This window comes from Mucilaginibacter sp. 14171R-50, assembly GCF_010093045.1.
Classification (GTDB): Bacteria; Bacteroidota; Bacteroidia; order Sphingobacteriales; family Sphingobacteriaceae; genus Mucilaginibacter.
In genome coordinates, this window is the sequence record NZ_CP048115.1 from 2,876,749 (window position 1) to 2,894,439 (window position 17,691).

Below are 17,691 nucleotides of genomic sequence, written 5' to 3' on the forward strand. Positions count from 1 at the left end.
ACTTAAAAATATAAGATAATGGCAACAGACAACGGAAGTGCAGAAGGCTCAACATGGCCGATGCCGAAATTCAGATTTGAGGTAGACCTTGGATCTACCATGCAAAAGATAGCCTTTCAGGAAGTATCGGGCATGGATGTAGAACACCAGATAATTGAATACAGAAACAGCAACAGCCCGCTTTTTTCAACCGAAAAAATGCCCGGTATAGTTAAATATGGCAACGTGACCATGAAACGCGGCGTGTTTGTGAACGACAACACGTTTTGGAACTGGCGCTCGCAAATTGCTATGAACACCGTTGCCAGGCAAACGGTGGTAATAAAACTGCTTGACGAAAACGGCGATATAACCATGCAGTGGCAGTTGTTGAACGCATGGCCAACCAAAATTACCAGTACAGACCTTAAATCTGACGGAAACGAAGTAGCGGTAGACACCATAGAAATTGCACATGAGCAACTCATCATTACCAACGGTAAGTCCTCATAATGATTACCCGGTAAACTTTTACTTCCAGGTAGGGTACAATAACGAGAACATCGCGTTCCGGGAAGTATCGGGCATATCGCAGGAAATGGCTATTGAAGAAGTAGCCTGTGGCGGGGAAAACCGGTTTAAGTACCGGTTACCCGTTATTGCAAGTACCAAAAACCTGGTGTTGAAAAGCGCGGTTTTGCCGCAATCGTCAACCTTTAACACCTGGTGTTTAAATACGTTATCGGGCGGGTTTAGCCAGTCTATAACCACTTGCAATTTACTGGTTGATCTGTTGAACCCTGCCGGGCAGGTTTGTTTGGCCTGGACGTTTAACGCTGCCTATCCGGTAAAGTATTCGGTGTCAGATCTTAACTCGCAGGATGGCAGCATCATTATTCAATCGGTAGAGCTGGCTTATACGTTTTTCCAGGTGACTACTAATAGCATTGTTTACCCAACACCATCATCAAATAACTCATAATGGCTATAGAGATCAGAGAACTGGTAATAAAAACACAAATAGTGTCGGGGCAATCGCGGCAACATGCAATAAGCGACCGCGAAATACAGGCGCTGAAGCGAAGCGTGATAGAAACCTGCCGTGAAATGATCAGGGAGAGTAAAAACAGGTACCGCAACAACCGTTAAACATCACAAAAATGCCATTAGAACCTTTGCAGATATCCGGTTTCTCTGATGAGAACTATCAGAGCTCAGTAGGCGACCCATACGAGGTGATGATAAACCCCGAATCGGTAAAGCTGCAACGAAGCATCGACTATAACGAGCAGCAGCCACCCGATTCAAGTTCATCTGCGCAAAAGTATAAACACACCGCAAGCGATAAGCTGAGCTTTGATATTGTTATTGATTGCACCGGTATCGTAGACAGCACACGCGTTAATATGGCGCAGGAAATAAGCGCACTGGAGAATATTGTATTTATTTACCAGGGAAAAATTCACCGGCCAAACTACGTGCAGATAATATGGGGGAAGAATACCATGTTCCAGGGGGTGCTTAACACAATGGATATATCGTATACGCTCTTCCGGCCGGACGGAAGCCCGCTGCGGGCAAAGGTATCCCTTACCTTTAGTCAGTACCTTTCGCCGGTCGTGATCAGCAAGCAAGACGCAGACGAGTCGCCTGATCTTACGCATTTAGTTACCGTAACAGAAGGGCTTACCCTGCCACAAATGTGCAACCAGGTATGGAACAACGAGAACTATTACATACAGGTAGCCAAATTTAACGGCCTTAATAAGTTCAGGGACCTGAGGGGAATAGGCACCCTGGCGTTTCCACCAATAATCCCATCGCAACATGTCGCAAGCAACTAATATAACAAGCGGCGGGCTGGTATCGTTCAGCGTTACGGCAGGGGGGGCACCCGTGCCCGATACGGTACGTATACTATCCGTCAGGGTAGAAAAACGCGTGAACAGGGTGGCATCTGCACGCATCATCATTCTTGATGGTGAGGCGGATACCGGTACGTTTGATGTAAGCTCGTCGGCAACGTTCGTCCCCGGGGCGGTTATTGCAGTACAGGCCGGATATGATAACGCCGAGCAGGTGATTTTTCAGGGTATAGTCACCGGGCAGCGCATAGTTATAAACGATTTAGTCGGTTCGACCCTGGAGATAGAATGCCGCGATCAGGCCATAAAAATGACCGCAGGGCGCAAGTGCCTTACCTTTTCGCAGCAAGCTGACAGTGATATTATAACATCAATAATAGGCACGTACGATGGCCTGAGCGCTGACGTCACATCAACAAGCACGCAATGGCCCGAACAGATACAATACTACACAACCGACTGGGATTTTATGCTTGCAAGGGCGGAGGCAAATGGCTTGATAGTTACTACCATAAACAATAAGGTAACCGTGGCACAGCCAGATGCCGGTACAAGCCCGGTACTAACCATTGCCTATGGCAATAACCTGCTTGAATTTGATGCCGACCTAAACGCCTTAACGCAGCTGCCCGGAGTAAACGCTACCAGCTGGGATTATAAAAACCAGGCGGTAGGCACTTCATCTGCTCAAAACCAGATACCGGGGCCCGGCAACCTGAGCTCATCAGACCTGGCAGGCATGGTCGGGATAAACCAATACCAGCTGCAAACAACCGCGCCTTTGGAAACCACCGACCTCAACGGCTGGTGCAACGCGCAGGTAATTAAAGGTGAATATGCCAAAATACAGGGGCGCGTACTATACCAGGGTTCGGCATTGGCAGATATCGCCAACTATATCACCTTACAAGGTGTAGGGGACCGTTTTACGGGCAACCATTTCGTATCGGGCATAACACATGACCTCTCCGACGGAAACTGGACAACCGAAGCATCACTTGGGCTTTCCCCAGCATGGTTTACAGAGGAGCCCGACGTAATGGCGCCTCCGGCATCGGGCCTGCTGCCCGGCGCGCGCGGTTTGCTCAACGGAACCGTAAAACAAATAAACGACGACCCCGACAACCAATACCGTATACTGGTGAACATACCGTTGTTTGACCAGAACGGCGCAGGTATATGGGCGCGGTTATCCAACTTTTACTCCACCTCAAACGCGGGCGCCTTTTTTTTACCCGAAGTAGGAGACGAAGTGGTGCTGGGTTTTCTTAATGAGGACCCGCGTTACCCGGTTATACTGGGCAGTATGTACAGCAGCGCCTCGCTCAAACCATACAATACGCTGCAGCCAAATCAAAATAATACCCTTAAATCTATTGTGTCAAAATCGGGCCTGTATGTGCAGTTTGATGACGAGAACGTTGTGCTGACGATAAACACCCCCGATAAAAACACGATGATATTCAGCGATAAGGATAAGCAGATAATCATCCAGGACGAGAACAACAACAGCATTGTAATGTCGGCCGACGGTATCACTATAAAAAGCGAAAAGAACATAAATATCCAGGCCGATCAAAAGGTTAGCATTACCGGCAGCCAGGGAATAACCCTAACCGCAGATGGGGGCGACGTAGAGATAAGCGGGATTAACATAAAAGAAACAGCCGATAGCCAGTACTCGGCAATGGGCAGCGAAACCGCACAGATAAACAGCGGCATGGAGCTAACCCTGAAGAGTGCAATGATCATGATAAACTAAAAGCACATGCCACCAGCAGCCAGATTAACCGATTTTCATGAGTGCCCGATGGAAACACCGGCGGTACCGGCGCCTATACCGCATGTCGGCGGCCCGGTTGTTGGCCCCGGCGAGCCAACGGTACTTATTGGTGGCCTGCCGGCGGCCCGGGTAGGCGATATGTTAACCTGCGTTGGCCCGCCCGATTCTATCGTAAAGGGGTCGGCAACGGTTTTAATAGGAAATATGCCGGCGGCAAGGATAGGCGATACAACGGCTCATGGCGGGTCGATATTATTAGGTGATTTTACAGTTGAAATAGGTGGATAGTCATAAGATCATAAAGGAAAAGAATTTTTTGGGATCGGGGTGGTCGTTCCCGGTAAGTTTCTCTGCCGAAACGTGCCAGGTAAGCATCACAGCATACGAGGAAAACATCAGCGAGTCGATAAGATTGATCCTGTTCACCGCTACCGGCGAAAGGAATATGGAGCCGCAATTTGGCTCTGGACTGCAGAAATATTTTTTCAGGAAAACGAGCGAAACACTTAAAGGCGAGCTGATCAATACAATTAAAATGTCGTTACTCATCAACGAACCCAGGATAAATGTAACCGGTGTTGATGTGGAATTTACTGACATCTTAAACGGGATGCTGGAAATAACGATAAATTACATATACATACAAACCAATACAAGGCATAATCACACCTTTCCATTTTCATTAATGGAGGGTACCAATTTAAAGTGAGATGATAAGCGGGACAGATCAAAACAGTGCATACAGTTCGTTAAAGGACTCCCTTATCCCTGCTGCTAATTTAATAGATGGCAGGAGCGAGGAAGATATGCTTTGTTTCCTTTCCAAATTCGCTTCTGTCATTAATTTTTATAACCAGGATAATCTCGTGCAGGGAAATTGGGCCCCGCTTATCTTAAAAGATCCTGTTTTCCTGACCGCCATGATCAGCAGGATACAAAGCAAGGAATTATACGCCCGGTTTGGCCATAACTGCCATACCCTTAAAACACTGCTTAATGCCGATGGTACAAATAGCGATAACAGTGCTTTTATCTCCTTTACATTTAACACATTGTTTGATCAGATAGCAGAGGTGTACGGTTATTTCAGGGACTGGATATACTACATGGAACGATCGCAGACCCGCTACGAATTTAAAAGGTTTGTTACCACCAATATCCGCGATATATACAGCCAATACTTTTGGGCGCTGATCGCCCTGAAAGAAGCAATGCATAAAACCAGCATTGTACCCGCTATAACCGCTCCCCCTAACCTTGCAGACGAAAGCTACAGCTATACCGAGCAAATTATATGGCAAACCGGGATGGGCAAGGCACCGTACTGGGAAGTGCTTGATATGGGGCATCGCATTACATTTAAAACGCAGCCCCAAACCTTGCTGGGTGTTTTGCAAAAAACAGGCGAAATAGTTTTTGATTTTCTGGACAAGTGCGTTAGCTATGCCGCTACGGAGTACACTTATCTGAAACAAAAGAAAAGCAGTTACCCCGATACCCTGTTGCTGCGCGGATTTGTCGACCTTCTAAAAATTCACCAAAGCCAGCTTAACGATATTTCAAAAAAACACCTTGATTTTTATTACCGGGATATTTTGTTGCAAAGGCCGTTACCCGGCGCTACGGATAGTGCTTACTTGTGCACAACGCTTAGTAAGCCCGGGATGCTGTTTACATTGCCTGCCAATACCTTATTTAGTGCCGGCACGGACAGCCGGAAAAAACCGGTAGTGTTCTCAAACCCGCAACCTGTAACGCTCAATTCCGGCGTGGTTACCGATCTTAAAACGCTTTCAATTTCGCCGCTGAACGGCGGGCAGGGTATATATTTGAACACGGTGTCCGCTCCGGGCACGGTAAAAACCGATCAGCAAGGTAGCATCATAGGGTTCGATACATTCGGGAATACGAACAACCAGGGTACGCAGGCAACCGGCGGAATCGCCTTTGCATCGCCCATGTTCTTACTGAAGGAAGGCATCCGCACCATTACTATTACCATGACCTGCATTAATGAAGTTGATACCTCGATATTTGACAACGCCGAATTTTACTTTAGCACGGCTGCCAGTTGGCTGGCTGTAAATGCCGTGCCGCTGCCGACACCGCCCGGGCCTGCAAAAGTAATGGTTCTGCGGTTTCAATTGGATGCAACGCAACCACCTGTCGAGCCGTTCAGGAAAAATCCGGATATGTTAGATACACAATGGCCGCTTTTTAAAATACAGTTTCAGCAGGTTCCCGATCTTGCTAACCCGCCGGTGATCAAAAAAATAGAAATTGATGTTTTAGTGAACGGCATTAAAAGCCTGCAGCTTTATAACGACTACGGAACGCTGAGTACAAAAGCACCCTTTCAGTTTATGGGGCCGGCACCCATGCCCGGCAGCAATTTTATTGTTGGCAGCAGCGAAATATTCAGCAAGCCGGTAAAAAGCTTTTCACTTGAAATAGACTGGAACGGCCTTCCGGCAGACTTTAAAACCTATTACCTGCAATACAACCAATACCTTGAAGGGGATATGGACCTGCCGCCTGCACCAAAGCCATGCTGGTTAATAAAGTTGAAAGACAGCATTACCGGGAAAAAGCCGGAAATAACTGACCAAAAACAGCCGAACGCGGTTTTTAATAACTGCTGTTTTACGGTGGCGTTTCAGCTGTTGCAAAACCGGGTATGGACAGATCTGGACCTGCGTAACAGCGGCGCCTGCATTATCGATGCCGGCGCAAGCGACGTTAATGTACCCCCGGCACCAACAACCCTGTTCGCTACAACAAATAATGTATTGGATACAACGTCTACCTTTAGTTATATTGCCAAGGGGGATGCAATAATACCTGATGCCGCCCTACAGGGCGCTTCTTTAAAGTATACAGGGCAAAACGCATCCGGTTTTATAAAGATGACACTTAACGGCCCCGGTTATGGCTTCGGCTCGTTGTTGTACCCGGCTATTGTATTCCAGATAACGTTAGATAACGCCCAGCAGATAGCTGATAAGAAGGCGGCCGCTTTTACCGCCCTCACACCAAAGCCTTTTATCCCAAAGGTGACGGCGGTGTCAGCCACCTACAGCGCAAATACTACCGTAAATTTTTCGACGCCGGATAGCACTAACCCGATGCAATGTTTTATTTACACGCCTTTTCAAAATTACAAGGTATTTGATGCTGCATCGGGCGTTACGCAGTACAACTATACGTATAGCGGTGATAATAAAGTTGATGACACCGGTATACCTATGTTCGCACCGCTAAGCAGCGCCGGTTATCTTTTTACAGGCCTCGATAATCTTGTTGCGCCCGGCCCGATCAACCTTTACTTTGAACTGGCCCGTGTATACGCCATAACCGGAGGGGTTACCGCTATTTCTTATTCTTACCTGAGCACCACGGGGTGGAAAACGTTGGAGATACTCGCCGACGGTACAAATAACTTTAGTTGTTCGGGCATTATTAAAGCCAATATACCGCCGGATATCGATTATGACGGCCTGCCGGACAACCAGGGCAAGTGCTGGTTAGCCATATCGGTATCTGCCCAGCCGCAATCATACGCGCAAACCGTTTTTTGCGCTACAAATGGTTTTATCGCGCGCCGCACCCAACTGCAACAAGGTGCAGCCGTAACGCATATCCCGGCGGCCACCATCTCCAAAACCTCAACTGCCGTTCCGCAGTTGGGCGTTATTCAGCAACCGTTTGCATCTTTTGGCGGCAAGGTTGAGGAAACAGCTGTGCTGATGAACCTGCGTGTTAGCAATCGCATTAAAACCAAGGACAGGGCAGCCGCTGCCGACGATTTTTTCCGGATCATCGTACAGTCTTTTCCTGATATTTTTTACGCCAAAACTGTTTTTAACAAGAGCACCAATGTCAACCAGGTATACCTGGTTAAAGCTTTCGCAGGGCCCGAAATTACGGGCGCCTTTACGCCCCTTGTTACCGCCTGCGCCGAAAAGCAGATACGGGAATTGCTGGTAGCAAAGTCGTCGTGCTTTGTGAGCATAGGAGTAGCTAACTTTAATTTTCAGTTTGTAAAAGTAACAGTCGACCTGGTTGCAGAACCGGCGAACGGTACTAACGAAATAGCGGCCCAGGTAGGGCAGCAGCTTGATTTGTTCCTGTCGCCATGGATCTCCTCAACAGGCCAGCAGGTTACTATAGATGCAGCCATAACTACGGCACAGGTAGCCGCCTTTGTTGCCGGCCTGCGCGGTGTGCAAAAAGTAAACAATGTGCGTTTGCAAACCTGGACAAACCCCGCAACTGAAATCGCAACGGTAGCTTTTACAAGCAGTGTTAAGCCCTTTGATCCGTCAATGCTGCTGGTATCCAATCTCGGTCATAATATTAATTGCAAAATATCATGAAACAGCAGTTATTTATAATCGATAAGCCGTTACCGGAAACGCAGGATTTTCAGGCGCTAAAATCGGCAGGGCTTGCTTTTCTTAAGGAACACAGCGGCGGCGAGTGGACAAATTTCAACGCCAGCGACCCGGGGGTGACCATATTGGATCAGGTGTGTTTCGCGCTGACCGAACTGGGGTATTGCAACGATTTTCCGATAGAAGATATCTTGACAGATGCTAACGGCCGTATCGTTACCAACGATCAGTTCTATTTACCGCAAGCCATCCTTACAATCAGTCCGTTTACTACCGATGATTACCGCAAGTATTTGATAGACAGTAATAAGGCCATTAAAAATGCTATACTCATTGTATATCCGTCAATACCGCCTTTTATGAGGTATATATATCAATCCTACCTTTTGCTTGATGAGCGCCTGACCGAGACCGAAAAGAACGATGTTTGTACCGAAGCGTATTACTATCTTAATAAAAGCCGTAATGCGGGAGAGCTGTTTTTTACTCCACGGCCGTTTCAAAACTTGCCATTCAGCATAAGCGGTAATATTGAAATAAACAGTACCGCCCCTGTTAATCAAATACTTACCGAGATAAATAGCGCCATACAGCAATATATTTTCCCGGCCGCTGTACAGCACGGATTTGAACAATTACGGCAGCAGAGATACAATACCCAGGACATATTAGACGGGCCCGTGCTTAATAATGGCTGGTTTACCAACCAAACCCTGGGTACACCAAAGGCAAAGCTTAACACGATGGAACTGATGGAGGTTATCAGTAAAGTAAAGGGCGTCAGTGAAGTAGGGCAGCTGAGTATATATGTGTGCGGCCAGATGATGGAACAGATAATATTATCGCCCAGCCAACTGCCGGTGTTAGACTGTTCGGCGTCGCTCTCCAGCGGCCTGCGTATTACTTATAAGGGCGCTGTTATCCCCGCCGACTACAAATTTACAGGACCTGTAAAGCCCCGCGGTATAAATACAGGTAACGTTTACCTTGATATGGAAAACGAAAACAGCCAGGTAAAACCGGGTGTCTACCGCGATATTGAAAGTTATTACTCTATCCAGAATACATTTCCCGCCATATTTTCTATTGGCGGCGATGTAGCCGACGGCAATACCACAAAATACTCAGCAGCACAGTCGCGGCAGTTAAAAGCATACCTCACCCTGTTCGACCAGGTGCTTGCAAATCAATTTGCGCAGCTGGCCGGTACCGGCCGCTTATTTTCGTTTCGCAACTCGCTTACCGCCGATACGTTGGATGAGGTATCCTACTACAGTACCTTAAACGCCGAGCAGCGCGTGTTCCCCGAATATCCGGCTCCTTATGTTTGCTTTTCACCAACGTATTTTTACCGCTCGCTTTACGACGTGCCAAACATAAGGCCGCTGTTAAAAGATAATGATGTAAAGCGCTTTTACACCGGTCAGCAAACGCAAAAGGAACTCGATTACGATAGCTGGGAAGCTTTTAAACACGATCCGTATAATGCTTACATCCATGGCTTATCAGCGTTTATGGAAGATGAGAATACCAGCATTACCCGCCGCAACGCAATGCTCGATCATTTGCTGGCCAGACATGGCGAATCGCCCTTAACCATCAACGAAATGCTCAAAGGGTCGGTATACAGCGGCAACGGCGCTAAAGACCTGGTTATATTTAAAAGCCTGTATCTTCAAAACCTGGGCCTTTTATCTTATTTCAGGTACAAAGGGTATAATATGCTGGCCGCAAAAAAAATAGCCGGGCTACCCAAGGCAGTTCCGACGGATTTTGAACACCAGATATTAAACGGCAACGACCGCGACTTTATATTTGATGCCACCAAAATAGACGAGCTTGAAAAACTTACCGTAACCGATTTTGATAACTACTCGGCAATAGAGTTAAAAATGTGCCTGTTTTTTGGCCTGCGGATGCTTTACCTCAACTTTATACTCTGCAATTTCGATAAGGCTGCAGAAGGTACCGACCTGCGGCATGCCCTATGGATGATAACCGAGCGTAAAGGCTTAATATTTATCGAAAACTGCCTGCTGCAAAGGAATGTATCCTACCAGATTGTGATTACCAGGGAGGCGGCTTACGGACCATATCTGCAGGTGGCCGGGGAACTGGATTATAACCAGGCATGGGAGGTAGTGCAGGCGCTTACCGATAATAAACAACATCTTGATGATTATGAGTATAACGGACTGGATGTAAATGGGATACACTACAGGTTTCTAACCGCATCAGGCGAACAGCAACGAAATAAATACTTTAAGCAAATCCCGCACTCTGCTTATTACTTCACGGTAAAAATAGACGGTAAAAAGGAGGTCGAAAAATTTGATGAGTTCCCGGTTTTTAAAAGCGATGTCGAATTTATATTCCCTGATTTTATTCTACCAACCGATAAGCCCGCCTTTGAAAAACGGATACAATACTTTTTACAACAAAGCCTGCCTGTGCACCTAACGTACGATGTTCACTTTTTAGGCACCGAACAGCTTGAGGCTTTTATACCGGCCTTTGTTTACTGGCATAACCAATTGATTTTTAAACCAAAGCATTATCATGAGGCAGCGTGAAGGGCATATCGTATCAACGTTGAGCTGGGACACCACGTTTGACAACAGGGCGCTGGGTTTCGACCTCCAGAACCGCTTGAGCCAGTGGAGCAGGTTTGTTATGCCCGGTGAACTCGATTACGTTTTTAAGGCGGTTTGCCCGGAGGGGATGTCCCTATCTATTCATTCGCTGGAAATAGATTTAGGAGAGATTGAAGTTAACGAACTTGAAGCACAGCTAAAGAGAAGACTGGTAGCAACCCTCAGAGAGAAACTCGCCGACATGCTGAGCTATGGGGTGCCGGGACAAAACCTTAAGCTTGTTACGCAGACCCTTGCATCGATAGAAAGCCTGCGATACTTTCTGGTTAACGGCATGATGCCCTGGAACTATAGCGGGGGTGATGTTAACGCGCTTGTAGGCGTCCTATTTAAGGAGCAGCCACACCAAACAATTGAGTTACTGCGCGAAACCGGCACGGTGTACACGGCCACCAGAAAACGCATGGCCTGGCAGTTTAACAAAGCTAATTACAACGCCACCATTCGCGGCTTTGAGCCCGTGAGTTACGACCAGATCAACTGCCTGTCGGCTGAGATGGTGCGCTTGCAGCATAAAGAGCAGTTTGTGCGCAGTAGCGTTGCCGATTTAGAAAAGGAAATAAGGCTATGGATACTGAATTACCTGCTGAGCGACAGGGGGACGATATTTAACAACCTTGCGTTCATGAAAGATATTCTTGTGCAAATGGCCCATCGCCATAACATTGCCTATTGCGATCTGCTGCTGCTGATAGAAAACGCCATTGTAAAACCAAACCTCGCGTTTAATGTAAAGGGCGATTTCATGACGGTGATCAATATGTTGTCGGAGCAGCAACGACTTACCGCGGTTAGCCTGCCTGATAACAATTTAAACTTGCCCGGTAGCACTGCTGCCCGCCGGAAGCAAGCGCGTGCCGGAAACCCGTCCCCGGCACAATTTGCCGCATATATTGTAAACGCCGGGTATCCGGACAGCCATTCATCGTTGCTGGCTTTACCGGTCGATGTTAAATACTGGCTTAAGAACGCAACAGGCCTGGATGATCATTTTATGGCTGTATTTTTTAATGCCTGCCAATATACCTTACCCTGCGATGTGGTGAAGCTGGTGCAGCTGTTTACGAAACTTCCCGGCGGAATACCGCCGCTTGCAGGCCGGTATAAAACGAGGGCAATATGCGTAGCATACCTGCTAAAGTACAGGCAACAGATAACTATAAAAACATTTTTGGGCTATTTGCTGCAACAGTGTGCCAACATTTCCGGCACTACTACTACCCAAGTATATAATACGCTGTGCAGGGTAATAATGGCCTCGCGCTTTCAGGGGCTATCTATGGCCGACTTTACCCATCTGGCAGCTGTACCGGCTGAAATGAACTATATAAAAAACGATAAGGCGCCATTTGCGGCTATAGTTTATAACCTCAATACTTATACACTGCAAAATGCAATCAACCGTACCGGTCGCGATTTTTTAAGGTTGCTTCGCGCCGATCTGAAAGCGCTTATCCGGCTGGACGCGCACAGGGTGCTGCAGTTACTAAGGGCATATAAAAACAAGGCGTTTTTGTTTGGCCCGTTACCGCTGCTAACTGACAACTGGTCGATCGACAGGTTACTCCGGGCGGGTAAAGGTGCAAATTTTGGGGTGGTAACGCAATTTATCAAGATCACAGGCAGCAATAGCGTTTTGGCGGGCAGCAAGGAGGTTGCGTGGCTGCAAAGAAATGTGGTGACACTGGCTTTAAAGGCGCTGATACTGCAACCCGGGCTTTCCGCAAAATTGCTTGTTACGCAGCTGGCAGAACTGGCGGAACGATCTGGCCGATTTACACCGGAATTTGTTACATGGCTGAGGGACCAACTAAGCCTCGAACCATTACCGGCAGAACGCCGCCGGCAGCGCCGGCCAACCGCAGCACAAAGCGGGAGCAACACCGAAACGATTGAATTGGTAAATACCCTTTTGCTGGATGAGAAGACGGCTCCGGATGCTGTTCAGGAAATACTGCAGCAATATCATTTTAATCACCCGGTTATACAGGCCATCAAACAAAACACCCATTTGTACCGGTTACTACTGAACAGGCTTTTTAGCAAGGATACACAACAGGTAACCGGTTTAGTCAGCACCGTCCTTGCCCGTATTTGTAGGACGACACCGAATGTGAATAAAGTATCGGTGCAAAGGACGTTAACTGATCTGTTTTGGCAGTGCATTTTAGCGACTGGCTGGTACAGGCTTGGGTTTAGGGGTTTTAAAAAGAACTTTGAAGCGGCTGTAAGCTATCATTACCCGGGTATTATCGTAACAGGTTCCGATCGGTTACAAGTGCGTGGTCAAATTTACGTTGCCCCGCATAATTTTGCAGGTTTGGCAAATATAAGCCATGCAGGACTGACAAAATCCCTTAAAACGGCCATTGCTGCCGGTACTAACACACTCGCAGGTGGCCGTCAAAGTATAACTTTTACAGATGTATTGTTCCAAATAGTGACCGGCGAGGGCGATCCCCTGAAATTTTCCGCAGGCCTTGCTTTGTCAGATCAGGAGATCCTCCGGTTTATGCAAAAAGTCGACCTGGAGCAGGTCCTTTACCGTTTAAACATCAGCAAACCGTCTTTATCTCAACGCATAGGCGATCTCGCCTTTATCATCCTGCTGCTTGATGCATCCGGAGGGGGCGTTGATAATGAGGCTGCCATGATGAATGTTTATAGACAGGCATTATTGTTCAGCAGCGGTCAGGGAAGCTGGCAGCCCGCGCTGGATAAACTGTTCAAGCAAACCCTCGCGCTGTTAAAAACAAACGCTGCTTTGAGCAACAAACTCGCCGTAAAATTTAACGCCGCAGGGTTTGGCATATCATCAAATATGCGACGGAACTTTATTTCACGCGCATCTGCATCACAGCAAAAGTTCATTGCCAAGTTAAATGCAGCCGGCTTAAAAGCGCTAAAAGCAACAGGCACTGAACTGCCGTTAACTACCGCCGGTAACCTATCACCGCAGGCTGTAAAAACATTGAGCAAAGATGTACTTCGCGCGCACCAAACTAACGTTACGGAACAGCTGCTATACATGGTTGTTACCGGGCAGGATGTCCCCACCTGGTTTGCCCCGCGGCCACTATATAGCGCCGCAATGCTTGCTGAAGAAATTGTGGCGCGACATCCCCTTACGTTGCTTAATATCTTAAAAAGCGAACGCTTAACAGGGCAAGAATATGAGCGGTTAGCCGCTGTGCTGCCCTTTCAACAGCTTCAGCATGTGTTGTTGGTTACTAATTGCGGCAGGTCAGTTATATATGAGTTGGAACGCCTGTACAACGCACTGGGAGAAATGGCTTTTGGCGCTGTAACAGGCCGGCATATACAAATGCTGCTGTACCGCAAACTATTGCTCGTGATCAAATCGGGCAACCGGTCATTAATATCGGCCGGTCGTATATGGCAGGAGCTTATCTGGGATATGCAGGTTAACTTCAACATACCGAAAAGTGATTTTGTAAGACTGGCGGCAAAAAAAGCGAACCTGCTTCCCCCGGGTTACCGGGCAGCACTGGGGTTAATTATCGCAGCCGGCGAAGCAAAAGCTTTAAAGGACAAATTTATTAACACCAAACTCCTCACCGAAATGCCAATTATTCAAAAGCCCGCCGGGGTAACAACAGAGCCGGTTCCCGTAAAAAATGCCGGCATGGTGTTACTTAGCGAATACATCCCCGCGCTGTTTAGGCATATGAGGATGTTAAATGGGCAAGTGTTTGTTAATTCGGAGGCCAGGTTAGCGGCTGCGCATGTGCTTCAATATGCGGTTACGGGCCTAACGCATACGTCAGAACAATATCTTCCGCTTAACAAGGTGTTTTGCGGGATGCCGCTGGCTGAGCCCGTGCCGGAGGGTATAACGCTTACTGCCGGGCAAAAAGAGCTTATTTCAGGTATGATACTTAATATGGTAAGCCAGTGGCCGGTAATTGGCAAAACAAGCGTAGAGGGTTTCAGGGGTAACTGGCTGGTCCGCGACGGGCTGCTACGTGAAACGGAAGAACGGTGGGAACTGGCCGTAGAACCAAGGCCCTACGATATATTGATCAATCAATTCCCTTTCTCTTTTTCAATTATAAAATATCAGTGGATGGATAAGCCCCTCCACGTAAAATGGAAAATATAAAAACGAAATTTATGAAACCTGATAGCTTAAAAATGGACAGCAGCTAACCCATGTAACTGCAAAGCGTAACTAACAAAATTAAATGATCACAAAACAATAAATTATGAACTCTTACAACGACAACTTGCATTCCAGTGTGGTTAATACGCTGCAAACGCTTGAACTGGCCGAAAAAAGTCTCAAGTCGAACCTGGATGCTTCTATTTTCAGCCTCTATTATGCCGAAGGCGCAATTATTACCGCAAGTGAAAACCTCAATTTGGCGAATCTTAAATACAAAAGCCAACAGAATATAAGTTCGCAGGCGGTTAAAAACGCGAATATTGCCACTAACCTGGCAGCCGCTGCAACGCAGCAAAAAAATTATACGGCACAATCTGTTACCAATACCGCGGTTAGTGCGTCGAACATCCAGATAGCCTCAAACGCGGTAGTTAGATTGGCCAGTGATATGGGCAGCATATTCAGCATACTTAAAGCTGCCGATGCCGAAGGTGAGCTTTACCTCCAGGGCGAAACGGCTTACCGCTTAATAAACGCGACGGCTTACGATGCGGAAAAGTTATCGCAAACCGCTATGGAGGCCTCTACCTATACCGCCGAAGTATCATCGAGCACGGTGGCTGATGAAGCGGCTGTTACAAATACCGCTATTGCCAACCTGCTGGCCGTTACCAACGCGGATTTCAGCGCTACTGCAGCAACTGTAACTGCAGACCATGCCGCACTGGCTGCCGCGGGCGCCACCGAAAAAGTGGCGGAAGGTACCCTTGAATCAAGCAACGCCGAATATTTTTCGGTAAGGTCCGCTTATCGTCTCAATAATCGGGAGCTTAATCTTAACCTTACAGTGGCCAACAAAACCAGCATATCTTACGACGTGTACTTTAATTATTATAATGCGCCGTTCAAGCCGGACAAAAACCATTCGGCATCGGAAAAAAACGAAACAACTGTTGACAGCTACCCCGTGCAGCATTACTATATCATGCTGGTAAAGGATAGCAAGAAGCAGGTGTTTACGATATCAAATGCGGAGAATTTGGTATTGAACCATAAACAAAGGAAATTAGTGACGTTGCCAGCAACACCTGCCAAACGACTGATTCAAACGACCATTTCTATAGATGATTTATTAGATTCTGACGGACAGCCGATGCAGCTTGGTGCTAAATACGCGGTTTTTGTATTTGCCCAGCTCAAAGAAGATTATAAAAAACTCATCAATAATTTTGATGATTATCTGTCGGCACCTTCAGAGTCCTTCGCGTTAACGGTCGACCTGGTGAGTCCCGGGCATAAAGCCATAGGCTACAAGGATGGAGAAGTTACGTTTACGGTAGTTGAACCAAGCGGTGTACCTGTGCAACACCGGGTAATATATTTGCCTGATAACAAAGGGCTTATTAACGGTTTGCTATCGGTAGAAGGGCTGCGGAGTATTGAGAAGGAAGTATTAAAGCTGGAAATGATAGCCGATAAATACGATCCGCTTATATCAAACCTCGAAGCACAATTACTAACGCTTCAGGCGGATATGAGCGCCACATCTGAACGGCTTGACGCCACAAACGAAGGGACAGCGGCGCCAACTGCTGATAAGGCCGGTGCCAAAGCCGGCTCGTCCGACCAAAAGGCGTTAAGCAATACCAAAGCTGAATATACCCGCCTTAGGCATGAACTGACAAAAGCCCGTAAAGAAAGGGATAACGAGATGAAAGCCATTACGCCTGCCAAACAGGAACACCCGGGCTTTTTCTTCAATACCAAAATAGCCGAACAGGTATCATTTGCAAATTATACCGTAGTTCATCCTTCCAAAGACAAGGAAGAAGTGAAAAACGGCGTTTTTCATGTGAAGATCGATTCGACGGTTACCGATAATTTTGGCGATCCGCTTATACCGGGATACCATTATATACCGGTGGTGCTAACGGTGCCCAACGTGCCTGAAGAGGATATGGTGCAGTACAAGAACGCGCTGTCGGAATACGCCAAAACAAAACCTTTTAAATATGAAATAAGTTCATCAAACCCTAAATCTGAAACCATATGAGCACTTTATTAATGCCCCCTGCTAAAAGGTACGGGGTCACCGAAAAGAAAAAATCTGAGCTTGATGCTTTGACCCTACAGGTAACCGACGCGCAGTATACTGTGCAGCAGTTGCAGGCTATTGTAGATTCGCTTACCGTTAAGGCGGCAAATTTCCAGGCGTATCTTGTTACAAACGATAATAACAGGGTGCAGGCGCTCAATAATAAAAACCTGGTAACGCAAATAGTTCAATCGGCCACAACTTTGCAGCAAAATTCAGAAACGGCATTCAACGCCATCGTAATTGCCGACGCGAAAACCCGGGACGTAGCCGTTGGGGTGAAAGCACTGATAGATAAGTTGATCTACGCAGCGGAGGTAATCAATAAGCTGTCGAATCTTATTATCAGGAAAAAAGCGCTCAACCCTTTGATCAATGATGATCTGGTCACCCGTGTCAGCACTGCGGGTGCCGATGCCAATAATGCGGTCGCCTTAACACTGGTGGCGTTGCAGTCGGCTTATGCTGCGCAGGCATCAAACTTGCAGTCGGAAGCGGCATCGGCGCTGCAGTATACGCAGGCCATGAAGCTGTTTGACGTTTTAACGGTTAACGGTGCAGATTCGAAGGATACATCGAAATCTATCACTACACTGCTGGACGAGGCTTACGAGAATGCCAAAAAAGCTTACGATCAGTCGCTTAAAGCTTCAAATGCTACTAACCAGCAACTGAGCGAGGCAACGGCAAATCTTGTTCAGGCACAAATCAAGCTTCGGTCGTACCAGCTTGGCCTTGCTGCTGCCAACGCCGCCGCTTTGGCTTCTTAAGTACCGTCATCATTCGCTCCCCGCA

12 protein-coding genes are annotated in these 17,691 nt (G+C 47.3%); all 12 read left to right on the forward strand.

All coding sequences use genetic code 11. The annotated features are described in order from the left end of the window. Positions 1 to 18: 18 nt before the first annotated feature. A complete protein-coding gene (locus GWR56_RS13215; RefSeq protein ID WP_162431702.1) occupies positions 19 to 492 on the forward strand; it encodes a phage tail protein in 474 nt (157 codons plus the stop codon). Beyond that, on the forward strand, positions 455 to 961 hold the full coding sequence (locus GWR56_RS13220; protein ID WP_162431703.1) for a phage tail protein: 507 nt from the start codon (positions 455 to 457) through the stop codon (positions 959 to 961). The genes GWR56_RS13215 and GWR56_RS13220 overlap by 38 nt, the downstream gene beginning before the upstream one ends. Further along, a complete protein-coding gene (locus tag GWR56_RS13225) occupies positions 961 to 1,128 on the forward strand; it encodes a DUF5908 family protein (protein WP_162431704.1) in 168 nt (55 codons plus the stop codon). The genes GWR56_RS13220 and GWR56_RS13225 overlap by 1 nt, the downstream gene beginning before the upstream one ends. An 11-nt stretch (positions 1,129 to 1,139) precedes the next feature. Beyond that, complete coding sequence (locus tag GWR56_RS13230; RefSeq protein ID WP_162431705.1) at positions 1,140 to 1,823, forward strand: hypothetical protein; 684 nt, start codon at positions 1,140 to 1,142, stop codon at positions 1,821 to 1,823. Continuing rightward, complete coding sequence (gene vgrG / locus GWR56_RS13235; RefSeq protein WP_162431706.1) at positions 1,807 to 3,606, forward strand: type VI secretion system tip protein VgrG; 1,800 nt, start codon at positions 1,807 to 1,809, stop codon at positions 3,604 to 3,606. The genes GWR56_RS13230 and vgrG overlap by 17 nt, the downstream gene beginning before the upstream one ends. Positions 3,607 to 3,612: 6 nt before the next feature. Next, entirely contained in the window at positions 3,613 to 3,915 is a 303-nt protein-coding gene (locus GWR56_RS13240) for a PAAR domain-containing protein (protein ID WP_162431707.1), read from the forward strand. After that, the gene (locus GWR56_RS13245; protein ID WP_162431708.1) at positions 3,908 to 4,336 is read left to right on the forward strand and encodes a GPW/gp25 family protein; all 429 of its coding nucleotides are present in this window, start codon (positions 3,908 to 3,910) and stop codon (positions 4,334 to 4,336) included. The genes GWR56_RS13240 and GWR56_RS13245 overlap by 8 nt, the downstream gene beginning before the upstream one ends. A gap of 1 nt (position 4,337) precedes the next feature. After that, positions 4,338 to 8,003, forward strand: a complete 3,666-nt coding sequence (locus GWR56_RS13250) for a hypothetical protein (protein WP_162431709.1) — start codon at positions 4,338 to 4,340, stop codon at positions 8,001 to 8,003. Next, complete coding sequence (locus GWR56_RS13255) at positions 8,000 to 10,594, forward strand: hypothetical protein (protein WP_162431710.1); 2,595 nt, start codon at positions 8,000 to 8,002, stop codon at positions 10,592 to 10,594. Before GWR56_RS13250 ends, GWR56_RS13255 begins: the two co-directional genes overlap by 4 nt. Then, positions 10,581 to 14,798, forward strand: a complete 4,218-nt coding sequence (locus GWR56_RS13260) for a contractile injection system tape measure protein (protein WP_162431711.1) — start codon at positions 10,581 to 10,583, stop codon at positions 14,796 to 14,798. The genes GWR56_RS13255 and GWR56_RS13260 overlap by 14 nt, the downstream gene beginning before the upstream one ends. A 103-nt stretch (positions 14,799 to 14,901) precedes the next feature. Continuing rightward, the gene (locus GWR56_RS13265; RefSeq protein WP_162431712.1) at positions 14,902 to 16,854 is read left to right on the forward strand and encodes a hypothetical protein; all 1,953 of its coding nucleotides are present in this window, start codon (positions 14,902 to 14,904) and stop codon (positions 16,852 to 16,854) included. Beyond that, positions 16,851 to 17,666, forward strand: coding sequence for a hypothetical protein (locus GWR56_RS13270; RefSeq protein ID WP_162431713.1), 816 nt, complete (start codon positions 16,851 to 16,853; stop codon positions 17,664 to 17,666). Before GWR56_RS13265 ends, GWR56_RS13270 begins: the two co-directional genes overlap by 4 nt. Positions 17,667 to 17,691 lie beyond the last annotated feature (25 nt).